Here is a 16,090-nt window from a genome sequence, read left to right as displayed (position 1 = left end):
ACCCGCGGACGGTCTGACGCGCGGGCGGCCTGACGTACCCGGCGACCTGACGTACCCGGGACCTGACATGCGGCACGAAAACCGGGCGGAGCAGCCCGGGGCCCGGCCTAGGGTGCCCGCATGACCTCTGGGACCTCCGCGATGTACGCCGACTACCTGCGGCGGCTGCGCGTCGCCGACCCGGGCACCCCCTCCACCGAGGGCCTGTTCGCCCTGCACCGGGCCCACGTGGAGCGCGTGCCGTTCGAGAACCTCGGGATCCAGCTCGGCCGGCCGCCCGGCATCGACCCGGAGCTGTCGGTACGCCGCCTGGCCGCGGGGACGGGCGGCTACTGCTTCCACCTCAACGGCGCGTTCTCGGCGCTCCTCGAAACCCTGGGCTACGACGTGACGCGCCACTACGGCGGCGTCGCCAAGGACCCCGCCTCGCAGGAGATCAGCGGTGACCACCTCACGCTGACCGTGCGCGTCGAGGGGGCGGAATACCTCGTGGACGTCGGGCTCGGCGACGGCCCGCACGAGCCGCTGCCGCTGCGCGAAGGCACGTACGAGCAGGGCGGTTTCCCCTACGCACTGGAGCGGCTGGAGCGGCTGGAGCGGCTGGAGCCGCGGGTTGCGGAGGGGGAGGGCGGGAGCGGGGCCGGGGGGTGGAGCCTGCACAACTCCGCCCGCCCGGCGCCCCGGATGAACTTCCGCTCCGCGCCGGCCGTGATGGCCGACTTCGCCCCCATGCACGCCTGGCTCTCGGCCGACGAGGACTCCCCCTTCGTGCGCACGCTCGTCCTGTACCGGCGTGACGCCGGGGGCATCGACGCGCTCCAGGGGCGGGTCCTGAGCCGCATCGACCCGCTCGGGGGCACGAGCAAGCGGGAGTTGTCGGACTCGGGGGAGTTCTACGAAGCCGTCGCCACCGTCTTCGGGCGGGACCTGGGCGACCTGACCCCGGCGGACCGCACGGCCCTGTGGTCGCGGGTGCTGCGCGCCCACGAGGCCTGGGCGGCGGCCCGGCCGGCCTGAGCCCGGCTCCGGCGACGGGCAGGGCCGGCCGGTGGCAGTACGGCTGCCCGTGGCGGTACGGCTGTCGGTGGCGGGGTGCAGACTGGGGGCATGTCCCACTCCCCCCGACGGGCCTGCCCCGCCTGCGGCCGCGACTGCGCCGTGACGGCCGGAAGGATCGCCCGCCACGACCCGCCCGGCGGCCGGGAGCGCGGCGGCCTGGTGTCCTGCCCCGGCTCCCGCGCCCGCGTGGTCCTCGGCGCCTCGGCCCCCACCCTGGACGGCTTCACCCTGGGGCCGCACCCGGGCCAGCTGCCGCTGTTCTGACCGCGCTCCCCCTGCGAAGGTGCCTAGGAGATCGCGGTGCGCAGCCGGGCCACGTCGACCGGCTCGGTCTCGTCGTGGGCCGTCAGGTCGATGACCTGGCCCACCGCGCGCTGTTCGGCGGTCGCCGCCTTGAACTCCGGTTCGGGGTCGCCCTGTCCGGCCGACTCCGCCTTGTGCACCGCGAGCGCCTCCGCGCCGACGACGTCCGCCAGGTCCTCGTTCTGCACGGACTCGATCACGGCGCGGGCCTGGGCGGCGTTCTTGGTGCCGAAGAAGTCGAAGCCGCCCTCGACGCGCGAAGCGGAACGCCGGGGTGCCGCATACGGGGCCACCGTCGCCGCGAGCCGCCGGGCCGGAAGCTGCGCGGTCCCGGCGCCCGCACCGGCGCCCGCATCGGCGCCCGTCTCAGCACCCGCCTCGGCGCCCGTCTCACGGTCCGCCCCACCGCCCGTCGCACGGCCGTGCGCGCCGGACCCGTCGCCCGGAGCAGCGGTCACCGCGGCCCCCGAAGCCCCCGACGCCGCGGCCCGCTGCTCCGCCTTGCGCACCAGCGCGGCCATCGCCGCGTTCGCGCGGGCGTACCCGACCGCCGTGGGCGCCCCGCTGCCGGTGCGCTCCTGCGACACCACCGGGAGTTCCTTGGGCGCGCCCGGCCCCGAAGCAGCCTCGATGGCGAGCAGCCTGCGCCGCTCCAGGGCGCTGGCGCGCTCCGTTTCGGCGGTCGCGTACCGGCGCAGCAGCGAGGCGTGTTCACCGCGCAGGCCCGCCAGTTCGACGCGCTTGGCCCGCAGCTTCGCGTCGAGCTTGGCGCGCAGCACGCGGGCTTCGTCCAGGTCGGATTCGAGCTCTGCTATCCGCTCTTCCGTCTTCCACTCGTCCTTGACCCGTTCCCGGGCGAGCTCCGCCACCCGGCGCCCGGCCGAGCGGTCCCAGGAGCGCATGACGACGGCGCCCGCCACGCCCGCGGCCGCGGTGAGGGCCACGAGCAGGCGCAGCGCCACCGGTTCCGCGAGCAGCCAGGCCGCGCCGGCACCGGCCACGGAAACACCGGCGAGGGCCGTCGGCGTGAGCAGACGGTGCAGAGGTTCTGGATTGCGGTGGCGTCCACGGGGCATGGCCTGAAATTTACAGGGCGTAGGCGTGGTGTGGGGTAGCCGCCCGGCAATCTCTTACCGGGCGGTTACCCGCCATTTCCGCACCAACCGCGTAACTGATCTTCGTACGCGGCTACTTCTTGAGCAGACCCTTGGATTCGAGGTACGCCCCGGCGACATCGGAGGCCTTCGCGCGCTCCGCGTCCACCTTCCGGTTGAGGTCGACGAGGTCGGCCGTCGTCAGCGTCTTGGTGAGCCGGTCGAGCGCGGCCGCGACCTCCGCGGAGCCGGCGTCCTTGGCGTTGACGACCGGCAGGACGTTGTCGGCGTTCTGCAGCTTCTTGTCGTCCTCCAGCAGGACCAGGCCGTAGCTGTCGAGCGTGGCGTCGGTGGTCGTGGTGAGCACGAGCTGGTCCACGCCGTCCTTGACGGCCTGCTTGGCCTGGGGGGTCCCGACACCCTTCGGGTCGACACCGGAGACCGAAATTCCGTATGTCTTCTCCAGCCCCGGCTGGCAGAAGGGGCGCACGGCGCATTCGTCGCCGGCGGCGATCTTCACCTTGAGCCCCGACTTACCGAGATCGGAAAGGCTCTTGAGGTTGTTCTTCGCGGCGAATTCCTTCGTCACCGCGAAAGCGTTCTGGTCGACCGCCGAACCCGCCGGCAGGACCTTCAGCCCGAGCGGCGTCGCGAGCTTCTCCAGCGCCGCCACCGTCGCCGTCGCATCGCTCGAGGCGACCGGCTTGTCCTTCGGCGCGTCCTTGCCGTTGACCTTGGCGTTCAGGAACTCCGCCAGGGTCGCCGCGTACTCGGGGACGACGTCTATCTCGCCCTTCTCCAGCGACGGCTCGTACAGCTCGCGGTTGTTGACCGTGGTGACGGAGGTCGAGTAGCCCGCGTCCCGCAGGACCTGCGCGTACAGCTCCGCCAGTACGTTGGACTCGGTGAAGCCGGCCGCGCCGATCACCAGCTTGCCCTTGGCGCCGCCGTCCGAGGCCGAGGACGAGCCGCCGTCCTTCGTCTTTTCCAGGCTGTCGCCGCCGCACGCGGTGAGCGATGCGGCCAGGGCGGCCACACCCAGCGCCGCGCCGAGGACGTGCAGGGACTTGCTCATGTGGTGCTCCTCCAAAGGAGTGGGGCCGACGGGAGAGATCAGGGTCGAGCGGGGCGGTCAGCGGGCCGCCGACGGGTGGCGCGGCAGCAGCCTGTCCGCCGCCACCAGCGCCCCCTCCACCAGCAGGGCCAGCAGGGCCACGAGTACGGCGCCCGCCACCACCTGCGGGGTGTTGTACGTGTTGAAACCGGCGGTGATGATCCGGCCCAGGCCGCCCTGGCCGACCATCGCCGCGATCGTGGCGGTGGCGATGACCTGGACGGCGCCCGAGCGCAGGCCCGTCATCACCAGCGCCCGGGCGAGCGGCAGTTCCACCCGCAGGAACAGCTGGACCCCGGACATGCCCATGCCCCGGGCCGCCTCGACCACCGAGCGGTCGACCTCGCGCACGCCCACGTAGGCGTTGGTCAGCAGCGGCGGGACCGCGAACAGCACGAGCGCGATGACGGTCGGCAGATAGCCCGCGCTGCGCAGCGGCGAGACCATGAACAGGGCCAGCACCGCGAAGACCGGGACGGCCCGCCCGGCATTGGACACGTTCACCGCGAGGGCGCCGCCCTTGCCGAGGTGGCCGAGCCACAGGCCGAGTGGCAGGGCCACCGCGCAGGCGATGGCCAGCGCGATCCCGCTGACGTACACGTGCTCGCCGAGCCGGTGCCAGACGCCGTTCTCCCCCGCCCAGTTGGCGCCGTCCGCCAGCCAGTCCCACGTCCCGCCCAGTACGCCCATGACTCAGACCCCCTCGGCCGGGACCGGCACGGGAACGTCCGGGGTCGTCGCCTTGCGCGCGCGGCCCGCCCGGGTCCACGGCGTGAGCAGCCGCTGCAAGCCGAGCAGCAGCAGGTCCGCCACCAGCGCGAGCAGTACGCACAGCACGGATGCGGTGAGCACCTGCGCCTTGAAGGAGCTGTTCACGGCGGGGGCGATGAGGTTGCCCAGCCCGCCCTTGCCCACGATGGAGCCGACGGTCGTCAGGGCCACGGTCGACACGGTGGCGATCCGTACCCCGGCCAGCAACGCGGGCAGTGCCAGCGGCAGTTCCACCTGCCACAGCAGGCGGCCCGGTCCGTACCCCATCCCGCGCGCCGCTTCCCGTACGTCATCCGGCACGGCCGCCAGGCCGGCCATCACATTGCGGACCAGGATCGTCAGCGAGTACAGCACCAGCCCGGTGACGACCAGCGCCGCCGAGAGCCCGAAGAACGGCAGCAGCAGCGAGAACATCGCGAGGGACGGGATCGTGTAGAGCAGGGTGGTCAGACCGAGGACGGGAGCGGCCCAGCGGCGGCCCCGGCGGGCCAGCAGCGCGAGCGGCACCGACACGGCGAGACCGATCAGCACCGAGACGGCGGTGATCCAGACGTGCTGGACGGTGGCGTCGGTGAGTTCCTGGGAGCGGGAGGTGACGTACTCCCAGCAGAACCAGTCGTTGTCCACGAGGCAGTTCCGCTTGTCCACCCTGCCCACCCCCTCTCACCGGACGCATACGTTTTCGATCAAGGCCCCGTCGCGCGGGGGACGCGGCCGGAACCGACCATAACCCCCGGCACCGACAATGGCCGGAATCCTTCGCACGCGGGCAACACACCCTTCACACACCATGCCCCCGGAGTGAGGAAAGATGGCGGGGTGATCCGATTCGAGCACGTGACCAAGCGCTACCCCGACGGGACCACGGCCGTCGAGGACCTGTCCTTCGAGGTGGCGGAGGGTGAGCTGGTCACGCTGGTCGGCCCCTCCGGCTGCGGCAAGACGACCACCATGAAGATGGTGAACCGGCTCATCGAGCCGACCTCCGGCCGGATCCTGCTGGACGGCGAGGACGTCTCCGCCGCCGACCCCGTCGAACTGCGGCGGCACATCGGCTACGTCATCCAGCAGGTCGGGCTGTTCCCGCACAAGACGGTGCTGGAGAACACGGCCACCGTGCCCCAGCTCATCGGCACCCCCAAGGCCAAGGCCCGCGCCCGCGCCGCCGAGCTCCTCGAACTCGTCGGACTGGACCCGTCGGTGTTCGGCGACCGGTACCCGGAGCAGCTGTCGGGCGGCCAGCGCCAGCGCGTCGGCGTGGCCCGCGCGCTCGCCGCCGATCCGCCGGTTCTGCTGATGGACGAGCCGTTCGGCGCCGTGGACCCGGTGGTGCGCGAACACCTCCAGAACGAGTTCCTGGAGCTCCAGCGCACCGTGCGCAAGACGATCCTGCTGGTCACGCACGACCTGGAGGAGGCGATCCGGCTCGGCGACCGCATAGCCGTCTACGGAGCGGGCACCATCGAGCAGTTCGCCCGCCCGGCCGTGGTGCTGGCCGCGCCCGCCACCGCGTACGTGGCCTCCTTCGTCGGCGCCGACCGCGGCCTCAAGCGGCTCGCGGTCACCCCCGTGGACACGGCCGACCTGTCTCCGGCCGACGGCACCGCCCCGGCCGCCGACGTGCCGCTGGGGGCCACGCTGCGCGAGGCGCTCGCGGCGCTGCTCCAGGAGGACTCCGGCCGGATCGGGGTCACGGACCCGGACTCCGGCGCGCTGCTCGGCGTACTGACCCCCGGGGCCGTGCACCGGGCGCTGCGCCGGGCCCAGCTCCAGGAGGCGTGAACGCGAAAGGAGGGTGACCGGCCGTCAGGGCCGGTCACCCTCCTCGCTCCCCCCGCCGGAACCCCGCCGGCGGCCCACGTCAGGCCTGCATCCGGCCGCTCAGCCACACCAGCATCGGCGCGATCTCGCGGCGCCAGGTGTTGAAGTTGTGGCCGCCGCTGTCGAGGATGATCGAGGAAACCCGGTCCGAGCCCTTGACCAGCTTGATGAACTTCTTGGTGTCGCCGAGGTTGTCCTCGCCCTTCTCGCTGGTCGTGACGAGGAAGGACGTACCGGCCGGCTTCTTGTGCTCGATGCTGTGCAGGACGTCGGCGCGCTTCTTGAGCCTGTCGTCGCCCTTGAACAGGTCACCGGTCGTCGGGTCGTCGGCGGCCTGGTAGTACGCGGACAGGCCCACACCGGCGCCGAAGGTCTGCGGGTAGTGCGCGGCGATCTTCAGGGCGCAGTAGCCGCCCGTGGAGTTGCCGATGAAGCCCATGTTCTGCGGCTTCTTGCCCACCCGGAAGGTGCTCTGGATCGCCTGCGGCAGGTCCTGCGCGAAGAAGGTCTCGGTCTGCGGGCCGCCCGGGATGTCCACGCACTCCGTGTCGCGCGGGGGCGCGATCGTCGGGCGCAGCATCACGAGGATCATCGGCTGCATCTTGCCCGCTTTGGCCTGCTTGAAGGCCGTCATCGGGTAGTTCAGCCCTTTGATCAGGTTCTCGGCCGTGCCCGGGTAGCCCGTCAGCACGATGGAGGCCGGAAAGTTCTTGTTCTTGTAGTGCGGCTGGAAGTACTCCGGCGGCAGCCACACGTACCCGGGGCTCGTTATCTGCGACTTGGGGCCGGTTATGGCAACCTTCAGGATCTGACCGCCGACCTGCGGCTTGGCGCCGCCGGGCACGTCCAGGCTCTGCTTGTCGACGACCTTGATGTCCTTGGTGCTCATCGAGTGGTCGACGACCTTGCCCATGGACGTCTGCTGGCCGAACAGGTCGGCCCAAGAACCGTAGAAGAGGAAGGACTTGTTCGCCGCCAGGCCGACCGCCGCGAAGAGCGCCAGCTGGGTCACGAGCAGGAGGCCGATCCGGCCGAGCAACGCACGCCAGGTGCGGCCCGAGAGCCGCGGCCAGAACCACACGGTGGCCGCGAAGAGCAGCACACCGAGGATGATGGCCAGGACCAGAACCGTATTACTGGTGAGACCCATGAGCAGTCAGTCGACTTTCTGGTGGCAGGACTAGTTTTTCTCGACGGAAGAGTGAACCCGCTCGCCCTCGATGTCGTCCTAGGGGACGCACCACACTCCGGAGGCTGTCGCGGCCTTCGGCCATATGATCTCTCGCGGAGCAACGGGAAGCGATGTCTAGCAGGATAGATGGCGATAAGTCGGGACAGGTTCCGAAGGCGGTCCGCCGAATCTTCCGCGGACCCCAGCCGGAGTCGGTGCCCGGCCTGGTAGGTACGGCCGTCATGATCGTCGGCCTTCTGGACATCGCGGCGGGTGTCTTCCCGCGATTCCGGCACAGCCGGTTCCACTCGTTCACCGAGGTGCTGCCCGGCTCCCTGGGTCCGTTCGCCGCCGCGCTGTCCATCAGCGCGGGCGTACTGATCCTGCTGCTGGCCCACGGCCTCAAGCGGCGCAAGCGGCGTGCCTGGCGGGCCGCGGTGGTCCTGCTGCCCGCGGGCGCGGTGGCGCAATTCACATACCGGCACTCCGTCATCGGCGTGGTCATCGCGGCGGTGCTCCTGGCCCTGCTGCTGCGCCACCAGAGTGAGTTCAAGGCGCTCCCGGACCCGCGCAGCCGCTGGAAGGCGCTGGCCAACTTCGTCCTGATGAGCGCCGGCTCCATCAGCCTCGGCCTGGTCATCGTCAACGTCCACCCGAACAAGGTCGTCGGCAACCCGAGCCTGTACGAGCAGATCACGCACGTCGTCTACGGGCTCTTCGGCTTCGAGGGCCCGGTCGAGTACGCCGGACGCGTCTCCTGGACCGTCGGCTACTCCCTCGGCGCGCTCGGCATGCTGACCGCGGTCACCACCATCTACCTGGCCTTCCGCCCCGAGCACCCGGCCGCCCGGCTCACCGCCGACGACGAGACCAAGCTGCGCGAGCTGCTGGCCAAGCACGGCGGCCGCGACTCGCTCGGCCACTTCGCGCTGCGCCGCGACAAGGCCGTCGTCTTCTCCCCCAGCGGCAAGGCCGCCGTCACCTACCGCGTCGTCTCCGGCGTGATGCTCGCCTCCGGCGACCCGGTCGGCGACGTCGAGGCCTGGCCCGGCGCCATCGAGCGGTTCATGGAGGAGGCCAAGGCCCACTCCTGGACCCCCGCCGTCGTGGGATGCAGCGAGACCGGCGGCGAGGTCTGGACCCGTGAGACCGGCCTGGACGCCCTGGAACTCGGTGACGAGGCGATCGTCGACGTCAAAGACTTCTCCCTCGCCGGACGCGCCATGCGCAACGTCCGCCAGATGGTCAAGCGCATCGAACGCAACGGCTACACCACCAAGGTCCGCCGGGTCAGCGAGCTGACCGAGGAGGAGCTGGAGCAGGTCCGCGGCGCCGCCGAGGCCTGGCGCGGCACCGACACCGAGCGCGGCTTCTCCATGGCGCTGGGCCGGGTCGGCGACCCGGGCGACGGGGACTGCTTCATCGCCACCGCGCACCGCGTGGAGGAGGGCGACACCAGCCCCTTCGGCGACCTCAAGGCCATCCTGCACTTCGTCCCCTGGGGCAAGGACGGCATGTCCCTGGAGCTGATGCGCCGCGACCGCGCGGCCGACCCCGGCATGAACGAACTGTTGATCGTCGCCGCCCTCGGGGCCTGCCCGGAGCTCGGCATCGAGAAGGTCTCCCTGAACTTCGCGATGTTCCGCGCGGCCCTGGCCCGCGGCGAGAAGATCGGCGCCGGACCGGTGCTGCGGATGTGGCGCGGCCTGCTGGTCTTCCTGTCGCGCTGGTTCCAGATCGAGTCCCTGTACAAGTTCAACGAGAAGTTCCGCCCGCGCTGGGAACCCCGCTTCATGGTCTACCGGCAGACCCGCGACCTGCCCCGCATCGGCTTCGCCGTGATGCAGGCCGAGGGCTTCGTGACGCTGGCCCTGCCCCGGCTCTTCGCGAGCCGCCGCCCGCCCAAGCAGGTCCGCCCCTGCGCCCACACGGACGGTGCGGCGGTACCGGCCCAGCCCGGCGAGCGCGAGGTGCAGGCCGCGTAGCCGGTACGTCCTGCTCGCGCGCCCCCAGGGCCCGTCCCCGTACGCCGAACGGCCGGGGCACGGGCCCTACCCTTGAGCTATGAACACCAACCACGGGGCCACCGCCAGGGGCCGGGTGACGGGCCTGCCGGAGTGGGACCGCTGCGGGGTCATGGGCGTCGTGAACGTCACCCCCGACTCCTTCTCCGACGGCGGCCGCTGGTTCGACACCACCGCCGCCGTCAAGCGCGGGCTCGACCTCGTCGCCCAGGGCGCCGACCTGGTCGACGTCGGCGGGGAGTCCACCCGGCCCGGCGCCAGCCGCGTCGACGCCGAGGAGGAGCTGCGCCGCGTCGTCCCCGTCGTGCGCGGCCTGGCCGCCGAGGGGATCGTCGTCTCCGTCGACACCATGCGCGCGGAGGTCGCGGCCCAGGCCGTCGCCGCCGGTGCGCGGCTGGTCAACGACGTCAGCGGCGGGCTCGCCGATCCCGGCATGATCCCGGCGGTGGCCGCCGCGGAGGTGCCGTTCGTGGTCATGCACTGGCGCGGTTTCAGCGCCGGCATGAACAGCCTCGCCGTCTACGGGGACGTCCTCGCCGAGGTCACCGCCGAGCTGCGGGACCGCATCGACGCAGTCATCGCCGGCGGCATCGCGCCCGAGCGCCTCGTGGTCGACCCCGGCCTGGGCTTCGCGAAGAACGCCGAGCACGACCTGGCCCTCGTCGCCCACCTGCGCGAGCTGCGGGAGCTGGGCTTCCCGCTGCTGGTCGCCGCCTCGCGGAAGCGTTTCCTCGGACGGGTCCTCGCGGGGCCCGGGGGCGGCACCCCGCCGCCCGCCCGCGAGCGGGACGCCGCCACGGCCGCCGTGTCCGCCATCGCCGCCCACCAGGGCGCCTGGGCGGTACGGGTCCACGAGGTACGGGCGAGCGCCGACGCGGTTCGGGTGGCCCGCGCCGTGGAAGGGGCACTGTGATCCGTCAGACCGACCGGGAAGGGGCACGGTGAGCCGTACCGACATCGAGGCCGTCGAAGAGATCAACACCGCCTTCTACGAGGCCATGGAGCAGGGGGACTTCGACGCACTGTCGGCACTCTGGCTGGAGGACGAGATCTCCTGCGTGCACCCCGGCTGGCCGGTGCTCTCCGGCCGCGGCGAGGTGCTGCGCTCGTACGCCCTGATCATGTCCCACACGGAGTACATCCAGTTCTTCCTCACCGACACCAAGGTGGCCGTGCTCGGCGACACCGCGCTGGTCACCTGCACCGAGAACATCCTCAGCGGCGGCCCCGCGGAGGACGGCGGGGAGCTGGGTCCGCTGGTCGGTCAGCTGGTCGTCGCCACGAATGTGTTCCGACGCACATCCGAGGGCTGGCGCCTGTGGTCCCACCACGGATCCCCCGTCCTTACGGACTCCGAAGATGAGGACGAAGAGGACACCGACTGACCCCATGGGCGGGGCCGGAGGTTTATCGCAGGTAAATTCGAAGGTGGACGACGCCGACCGCACTCGGCGCAGGACCATGGCCCCGGGGAGTCCCGGGGCCGGAAGCACCTACGAAACAGGAGTGATTCGCGTGGATCGTGTCGCGCTGCGCGGCCTCAAGGCTCGCGGGCACCACGGCGTCTTCCCCCGGGAACGCGAAGAAGGCCAGACCTTCATCGTCGACCTGGTGCTGCACATCGACGCCCGTCCCGCGGCGGCCGACGACGACCTGGCCAAGACCGTGCACTACGGGGTGGTGGCCGAGGAAGTCGTCGACGTGGTCCAGGGAGAGCCGGTCGACCTGATCGAGACCCTCGCCGAGCGGATCGCCCAGCAGTGCCTCAAGCACGAAGCGGTGGCGCAGGTCGAGGTCGTCGTCCACAAGCCGGACGCGCCGATCACCGTCCCCTTCGACGACGTGACCATCACGATCACCCGGAGCCGCGCATGAACAACGGACTCAGCGCCCAGAGCGACCCGACCGTCCAGCCCGTTCCCGCCTCGGTGGTGGAAGCGGTCGACGCGGCGGACACGACGCTGTCCAACCCGAAATGGGCCGTCATCGCGCTCGGCGCGAACCTCGGCAACCGGCTGGAGACCCTCCAGGGCGCCATCGACGCCCTCGGCGACACCCCGGGCCTGCGGGTCAAGGGCGTCTCGCCCGTCTACGAAACCGAGCCGTGGGGCGTCGCGCCCGGCTCCCAGCCCTCGTACCTGAACGCGGTCGTCACCGTGAAGACCACGCTGCCCCCCTCCTCCCTGCTGGAGCGCGGGCACGCCATCGAGGAGGCCTTCGACCGCGTCCGCGAGGAGCGCTGGGGGCCGCGCACGATCGACGTCGACATCGTCGCGTACGCCGATGTCGTCTCGGACGACCCCGTCCTGACCCTCCCCCACCCGCGGGCCCACCAGCGGGCCTTCGTGCTCGCGCCGTGGCACGACATCGACCCCGAGGCCCAGCTCCCGGGCCGTGGAGCGGTCTCCGCACTGCTGGCCGGAATCGGCCTCACCGGCGTCGCGCCGCGCCCGGACCTGGAACTCCACCTCCCCGAGTAGTCGTTAGCCTGTTCACTGCTGACGAAAAGCGGCTCAGAAAGCGGGGAACGGGCACGTGAAGCAACTGAGGCCGGCGGTCCTGGCGGGCATCTTCGTGGTCGCCGGGGTGCTGTCCTGGGCGGGCGCCCGGCTGTGGAACACCTACGGCACCCTGCCGGGCGTCCCGCTGGCCGCGCCGATCGTCCTCGCGGTGATCGCGGTGATCCTCTTCGCGACGGGGCTCTCGATGCGCAGCCGGCTCAAGGCGCAGCGCGAGCGCCGGCCGGGAGCCAAGGGCGTCGAGCCGTTGATGGCGGCCCGAGCGGTGGTGTTCGGGCAGGCCAGCGCCCTGGTCGCGGCCCTGGTGGCAGGCATGTACGGGGGCGTCGGCGTGTTCTTGCTGACCGACTCCCTCGACGTCCCCGTCCGCCGCGACCAGGCCTGGTACGCGGGCGGCTCCGTCCTGGCTGGCGCGGCGGTCATCGCCGCGGCCCTGTTCCTGGAGCACGTCCTGAAACTCCCCGAGGACGACGACACCACCCCACAGTCCCAGGCCCGCGCCTGACGCCCCGCCGGGGCCCGCTCCGTACGCGGGACCCGGCCGCTCGGGCGCGACGTGGCCGGCCCCGCGCTCAGCGGCTCCCGGGCGCGTTCGGGCACGGCCGGCGGTCAGTGCACCGGGTCAGCGGGCCATGATGAGGCTCATCGCCTCGTTGCGGGTGGCCGAGTCGCGGAGCTGGCCGCGGACCGCCGAGGTGATGGTCTTCGCGCCGGGCTTGCGGACACCGCGCATGGTCATGCACATGTGCTCGCACTCGATGACCACGATGACGCCGCGCGGCTCCAGGATCTCCATGAGCGAGTCCGCGACCTGCGTCGTCAGCCGCTCCTGCACCTGCGGACGGCGGGCGTACACGTCCACGAGGCGGGCGAGCTTCGACAAGCCGGTGATCTTGCCGTCCGTGGACGGGATGTAGCCGACGTGCGCCACGCCGTGGAAGGGCACCAGGTGGTGCTCGCAGGAGCTCATCACCTCGATGTCCTTCACCAGGACCATCTCGTCGTGGCCGAGGTCGAAGGTCGTCGTCAGGACCTCCTCCGGCTTCTGCCACAGGCCGGCGAATATCTCCCTGTACGAGCGCGCCACCCGGGCCGGCGTCTCCAGCAGACCCTCACGGTCGGGATCCTCACCGACCGCGATCAGGAGCTCGCGCACGGCCGCCTCGGCGCGCTTCTCGTCGAACGCGCCGATCGTGCCCTCGCCACCGGTCAGGGTCACTGGGTCGGTCATGTCTTCCTCGTTCCTGTGTGCACAGCGCTCGCGGGCATGTGAAAGTGCCGCGCCCCCCAAGGCTAGAACCTGGGGGGCGCGGCATGCATTCCGGGGCCCGTCGGGCCGCACCGACTACTCGGCGCGGTCCTCCGGAGCGACCTCGGGGGCCTTCTCCACCGACACCGCGGGGGACGCCGCCGAGGCGCCGTTCGCCGAGTTCGTCAGCTGGAGCTCCTTGGGAGAGAGCACCGGCGGACGGGTGGAGGGGGTACGGCGGGCGGAACCGGTCCACGCCGGACGGGCCGGGCGCTTCACGATCGTGGAGAAGATCTCCGCGATCTCCTCCTTGCCCAGCGTCTCCTTCTCCAGCAGCGCCAGCACGAGGTTGTCCAGGACGTCCCGGTTCTCGACCAGGATCTCCCAGGCCTCGTTGTGCGCGGTCTCGATGAGCTTCTTGACCTCTTCGTCGACCAGCGCCGCGACCTCTTCCGAGTAGTCCCGCGGGTGCGACATCTCGCGGCCCAGGAACGGCTCGGTGTTGTCGCCGCCGAACTTGATCGCGCCCAGCCGCTCGGTCATCCCGTACTGGGTGACCATGGCCCGCGCGGTGGCGGTGGCCTTCTCGATGTCGTTCGCCGCGCCCGTGGTCGGGTCGTGGAAGACCAGTTCCTCGGCCGCGCGCCCGCCCAGCATGTACGCGAGCTGGTCGAGCATCTCGTTGCGCGTGGTCGAGTACTTGTCCTCGTCGGGCAGGACCATGGTGTAACCCAGGGCCCGGCCGCGGGACAGGATGGTGATCTTGTGGACCGGGTCGGAGTTCGGGGAGGCCGCCGCGACCAGGGCGTGACCGCCCTCGTGGTACGCGGTGATCTTCTTTTCCCGGTCCGACATGATCCGGGTCCGCTTCTGCGGGCCCGCCACGACGCGGTCGATCGCCTCGTCCAGCATGTGGTTGTCGATCAGCTTCTTGTTCGAGCGGGCCGTGAGCAGCGCGGCCTCGTTCAGAACGTTGGAGAGATCGGCACCCGTGAAGCCGGGGGTGCGACGGGCGACGGCCGAGAGGTCGACGTCCGGAGCGACCGGCTTGCCCTTCTGGTGGACCTTGAGGATCTCCAGACGGCCCTGCATGTCCGGACGGTCGACCGCGATCTGCCGGTCGAAGCGGCCCGGGCGCAGCAGCGCCGGGTCGAGGATGTCGGGACGGTTCGTGGCGGCGATCAGGATGACGCCGCCCTTCACGTCGAAGCCGTCCATCTCGACCAGCAGCTGGTTGAGGGTCTGCTCGCGCTCGTCGTGACCGCCGCCGAGACCCGCACCGCGGTGCCGGCCGACGGCGTCGATCTCGTCGACGAAGACGATCGCCGGCGCGTTGGCCTTGGCCTGCTCGAACAGGTCGCGGACGCGCGAGGCGCCGACACCGACGAACATCTCGACGAAGTCGGAACCGGAGATCGAGTAGAAGGGAACACCGGCCTCGCCCGCGACGGCACGCGCGAGCAGGGTCTTGCCGGTGCCGGGCGGGCCGTAGAGCAGCACGCCCTTGGGGATCTTGGCACCGACGGCCTGGAACTTCGCCGGCTCCTGGAGGAACTCCTTGATCTCGTGGAGTTCCTCGACGGCCTCGTCGGAGCCCGCGACATCGGCGAACGTCGTCTTCGGGGTGTCCTTGGTGATGAGCTTGGCCTTGGACTTCCCGAAGTTCATCACCCGGGAGCCGCCGCCCTGCATCTGGTTCATCAGGAACAAGAAGACGACGACGATGAGGACGAACGGGAGCAGCGAGAACAGCACGCTCAGGAACGGGCTGGTCTTGTCCGGCGAGACGGTGTACCCGTCGGTGATCTGACCGGCTTCGTACTTGGTCTGGAGGTTCTGGGCGAGCTGGACGCCCTGGTCCCCGATGTAGTTGGCCTGGAACTTGGTGCCGTCGTTGTTGCCGAGCTTCTGGTCCTTCTTGAGCTCGATCTTGATCATCTGGCTGTCACCGGTGGTGAGCTTGGCGCTCTGCACCTGGCCACTGTTGATCGCCTTGATGACCTCGCTGGTCTCCACCGACTTGTAGCCGCCGCCGGAGCCGACGACGTTCATCAACACGACCACGGCGAGGACGGCCAGCACGATCCACATGACCGGCCCACGGAAGTATCGCTTCACGTCCATCCATACGGGGCGCTAGGCGCCCCGTCCCTCCTGCCCGTAGGTAAATGCTGCTGTGAGTAAAGACTGTTCTTCGGAATGTACCCCTGAATTGTCACCCGCGGCCTCGTGGGACGGCTGACAGTCCCGTCTTCCCCTGGTCCAACGGCGGGAAGCGCCGCCAGGTTCCCCGGGGCCCACAGGTTTCCCATGGGTTCCCCGGGGGCGGGGGTACGGGGTTCACCGCACGGCCCGTGGGCCGGTCAGCCGCCGTAGACGTGCGGGGCGAGCGTGCCGACGAAGGGCAGGTTGCGGTACTTCTCCGCGTAGTCCAGGCCGTACCCGACCACGAACTCGTTCGGGATGTCGAAGCCGACCCACCGGACGTCGATGGCGACCTTCGCGGCGTCGGGCTTGCGCAGCAGCGTGACGACCTCCAGGGAGGCCGGCTCGCGCGAGCCCAGGTTCGACAGCAGCCACGACAGGGTCAGGCCCGAGTCGATGATGTCCTCGACGATCAGGACGTGCTTGCCCTTGATGTCGGTGTCCAGGTCCTTGAGGATCCGCACGACGCCGGACGACTGGGTCCCGGCGCCGTAGGAGGACACCGCCATCCAGTCCATGGTGAGCGGGGTGGACAAGGCGCGCGCCAGGTCCGCCATCACCATCACGGCGCCCTTGAGCACACCGACGATGAGCAGGTCCTTGCCCGCGTACTCCGCGTCGATCTTCGCAGCCAGCTCCGCCAGCTTCGCGTCGATCTCTTCCTTGGTGATGAGCACCGACTGGAGGTCGTCGCCCATGTCCTTTACGTCCACCCGCATCACTTTCGTCGTCGGCCGGGACTCCGGAGGTGGGTGCCCCC

17 protein-coding genes are annotated in these 16,090 nt (G+C 70.8%); 9 read left to right on the top strand and 8 right to left on the bottom strand.

Annotated elements, in window-relative coordinates; translation table 11 throughout:
• Positions 1-120: 120 nt before the first annotated feature.
• Both OG861_RS17675 and OG861_RS17670 read left to right on the top strand, forming a co-directional pair.
• On the top strand, positions 121-1,017 hold the full coding sequence (locus tag OG861_RS17675; protein WP_329196178.1) for an arylamine N-acetyltransferase family protein: 897 nt from the start codon (positions 121-123) through the stop codon (positions 1,015-1,017).
• Positions 1,018-1,107: 90 nt separating this feature from the next.
• Positions 1,108-1,323, top strand: coding sequence for a hypothetical protein (locus OG861_RS17670; protein WP_190185956.1), 216 nt, complete (start codon positions 1,108-1,110; stop codon positions 1,321-1,323).
• Positions 1,324-1,346: 23 nt separating this feature from the next.
• Here the strand turns inward: OG861_RS17670 and OG861_RS17665 are convergent, their stop codons facing one another.
• From OG861_RS17665 to OG861_RS17650, 4 genes are all read right to left on the bottom strand, one after another.
• Positions 1,347-2,438, bottom strand: a complete 1,092-nt coding sequence (locus tag OG861_RS17665) for a hypothetical protein (protein WP_329196182.1) — start codon at positions 2,436-2,438, stop codon at positions 1,347-1,349.
• 112 nt (positions 2,439-2,550) lie between these two features.
• Complete coding sequence (locus OG861_RS17660; protein ID WP_329196184.1) at positions 2,551-3,531, bottom strand: ABC transporter substrate-binding protein; 981 nt, start codon at positions 3,529-3,531, stop codon at positions 2,551-2,553.
• Between the two features lie 57 nt (positions 3,532-3,588).
• Positions 3,589-4,260 (bottom strand): ABC transporter permease, encoded by a 672-nt coding sequence (locus tag OG861_RS17655; protein ID WP_330261812.1) that lies wholly within the window; start codon positions 4,258-4,260, stop codon positions 3,589-3,591.
• Between the two features lie 3 nt (positions 4,261-4,263).
• Positions 4,264-4,989, bottom strand: coding sequence for an ABC transporter permease (locus OG861_RS17650; RefSeq protein WP_329196188.1), 726 nt, complete (start codon positions 4,987-4,989; stop codon positions 4,264-4,266).
• Positions 4,990-5,160: 171 nt separating this feature from the next.
• Here OG861_RS17650 and OG861_RS17645 point away from each other — a divergent pair, with 171 nt between their 5' ends.
• Positions 5,161-6,123: an ABC transporter ATP-binding protein gene (locus OG861_RS17645; protein ID WP_329196191.1), complete on the top strand. Its 963-nt coding sequence runs from the start codon at positions 5,161-5,163 to the stop codon at positions 6,121-6,123.
• A 79-nt stretch (positions 6,124-6,202) separates the two neighbouring features.
• Here the strand turns inward: OG861_RS17645 and OG861_RS17640 are convergent, their stop codons facing one another.
• Positions 6,203-7,312: an alpha/beta hydrolase gene (locus tag OG861_RS17640; RefSeq protein WP_329196193.1), complete on the bottom strand. Its 1,110-nt coding sequence runs from the start codon at positions 7,310-7,312 to the stop codon at positions 6,203-6,205.
• Between the two features lie 152 nt (positions 7,313-7,464).
• Between OG861_RS17640 and OG861_RS17635 the strand changes: the two genes are divergently transcribed.
• The 6 genes from OG861_RS17635 to OG861_RS17610 all read left to right on the top strand — a co-directional run bounded on the left by OG861_RS17635 (position 7,465) and on the right by OG861_RS17610 (position 12,381).
• Positions 7,465-9,318, top strand: coding sequence for a phosphatidylglycerol lysyltransferase domain-containing protein (locus OG861_RS17635; protein WP_329196194.1), 1,854 nt, complete (start codon positions 7,465-7,467; stop codon positions 9,316-9,318).
• A gap of 79 nt (positions 9,319-9,397) precedes the next feature.
• Entirely contained in the window at positions 9,398-10,270 is an 873-nt protein-coding gene (gene folP / locus OG861_RS17630; RefSeq protein WP_329196195.1) for a dihydropteroate synthase, read from the top strand.
• 85 nt (positions 10,271-10,355) lie between these two features.
• A complete protein-coding gene (locus tag OG861_RS17625) occupies positions 10,356-10,742 on the top strand; it encodes a nuclear transport factor 2 family protein (protein WP_229873896.1) in 387 nt (128 codons plus the stop codon).
• A 130-nt stretch (positions 10,743-10,872) separates the two neighbouring features.
• The gene (gene folB / locus OG861_RS17620) at positions 10,873-11,232 is read left to right on the top strand and encodes a dihydroneopterin aldolase (RefSeq protein WP_136216387.1); all 360 of its coding nucleotides are present in this window, start codon (positions 10,873-10,875) and stop codon (positions 11,230-11,232) included.
• Entirely contained in the window at positions 11,229-11,837 is a 609-nt protein-coding gene (folK, locus tag OG861_RS17615) for a 2-amino-4-hydroxy-6-hydroxymethyldihydropteridine diphosphokinase (protein WP_329196198.1), read from the top strand. Before folB ends, folK begins: the two co-directional genes overlap by 4 nt.
• A gap of 55 nt (positions 11,838-11,892) precedes the next feature.
• Positions 11,893-12,381 (top strand): DUF3180 domain-containing protein, encoded by a 489-nt coding sequence (locus tag OG861_RS17610; protein WP_329196200.1) that lies wholly within the window; start codon positions 11,893-11,895, stop codon positions 12,379-12,381.
• 117 nt (positions 12,382-12,498) lie between these two features.
• Here the strand turns inward: OG861_RS17610 and folE are convergent, their stop codons facing one another.
• The 3 genes from folE to hpt form a co-directional block, all read right to left on the bottom strand.
• Entirely contained in the window at positions 12,499-13,107 is a 609-nt protein-coding gene (folE, locus tag OG861_RS17605; protein WP_329196201.1) for a GTP cyclohydrolase I FolE, read from the bottom strand.
• 114 nt (positions 13,108-13,221) lie between these two features.
• Complete coding sequence (ftsH, locus tag OG861_RS17600) at positions 13,222-15,249, bottom strand: ATP-dependent zinc metalloprotease FtsH (RefSeq protein WP_329196202.1); 2,028 nt, start codon at positions 15,247-15,249, stop codon at positions 13,222-13,224.
• 239 nt (positions 15,250-15,488) lie between these two features.
• Positions 15,489-16,049: a hypoxanthine phosphoribosyltransferase gene (hpt, locus tag OG861_RS17595; RefSeq protein WP_329196204.1), complete on the bottom strand. Its 561-nt coding sequence runs from the start codon at positions 16,047-16,049 to the stop codon at positions 15,489-15,491.
• Between the last annotated feature and the right edge of the window lie 41 nt (positions 16,050-16,090).

Origin of the sequence: Streptomyces sp. NBC_00539, from assembly GCF_036346105.1 — a bacterium.
Lineage (GTDB): Bacteria > Actinomycetota > Actinomycetes > Streptomycetales > Streptomycetaceae > Streptomyces.
This window is presented reverse-complemented; position numbering and strand designations above follow the sequence as displayed.

Coding starts and splice junctions, on each gene's coding strand:
- OG861_RS17675 (WP_329196178.1), top strand. CDS start 121: ATGACCTCTGGGACCTCCGCGATGTACGCCGACTACCTGCGGCGGCTG.
- OG861_RS17670 (WP_190185956.1), top strand. CDS start 1,108: ATGTCCCACTCCCCCCGACGGGCCTGCCCCGCCTGCGGCCGCGACTGC.
- OG861_RS17665 (WP_329196182.1), bottom strand. CDS start 2,438: ATGCCCCGTGGACGCCACCGCAATCCAGAACCTCTGCACCGTCTGCTC.
- OG861_RS17660 (WP_329196184.1), bottom strand. CDS start 3,531: ATGAGCAAGTCCCTGCACGTCCTCGGCGCGGCGCTGGGTGTGGCCGCC.
- OG861_RS17655 (WP_330261812.1), bottom strand. CDS start 4,260: ATGGGCGTACTGGGCGGGACGTGGGACTGGCTGGCGGACGGCGCCAAC.
- OG861_RS17640 (WP_329196193.1), bottom strand. CDS start 7,312: ATGGGTCTCACCAGTAATACGGTTCTGGTCCTGGCCATCATCCTCGGT.
- OG861_RS17635 (WP_329196194.1), top strand. CDS start 7,465: ATGTCTAGCAGGATAGATGGCGATAAGTCGGGACAGGTTCCGAAGGCG.
- folP (WP_329196195.1), top strand. CDS start 9,398: ATGAACACCAACCACGGGGCCACCGCCAGGGGCCGGGTGACGGGCCTG.
- OG861_RS17625 (WP_229873896.1), top strand. CDS start 10,356: ATGGAGCAGGGGGACTTCGACGCACTGTCGGCACTCTGGCTGGAGGAC.
- folK (WP_329196198.1), top strand. CDS start 11,229: ATGAACAACGGACTCAGCGCCCAGAGCGACCCGACCGTCCAGCCCGTT.
- folE (WP_329196201.1), bottom strand. CDS start 13,107: ATGACCGACCCAGTGACCCTGACCGGTGGCGAGGGCACGATCGGCGCG.
- ftsH (WP_329196202.1), bottom strand. CDS start 15,249: ATGGACGTGAAGCGATACTTCCGTGGGCCGGTCATGTGGATCGTGCTG.
- hpt (WP_329196204.1), bottom strand. CDS start 16,049: ATGCGGGTGGACGTAAAGGACATGGGCGACGACCTCCAGTCGGTGCTC.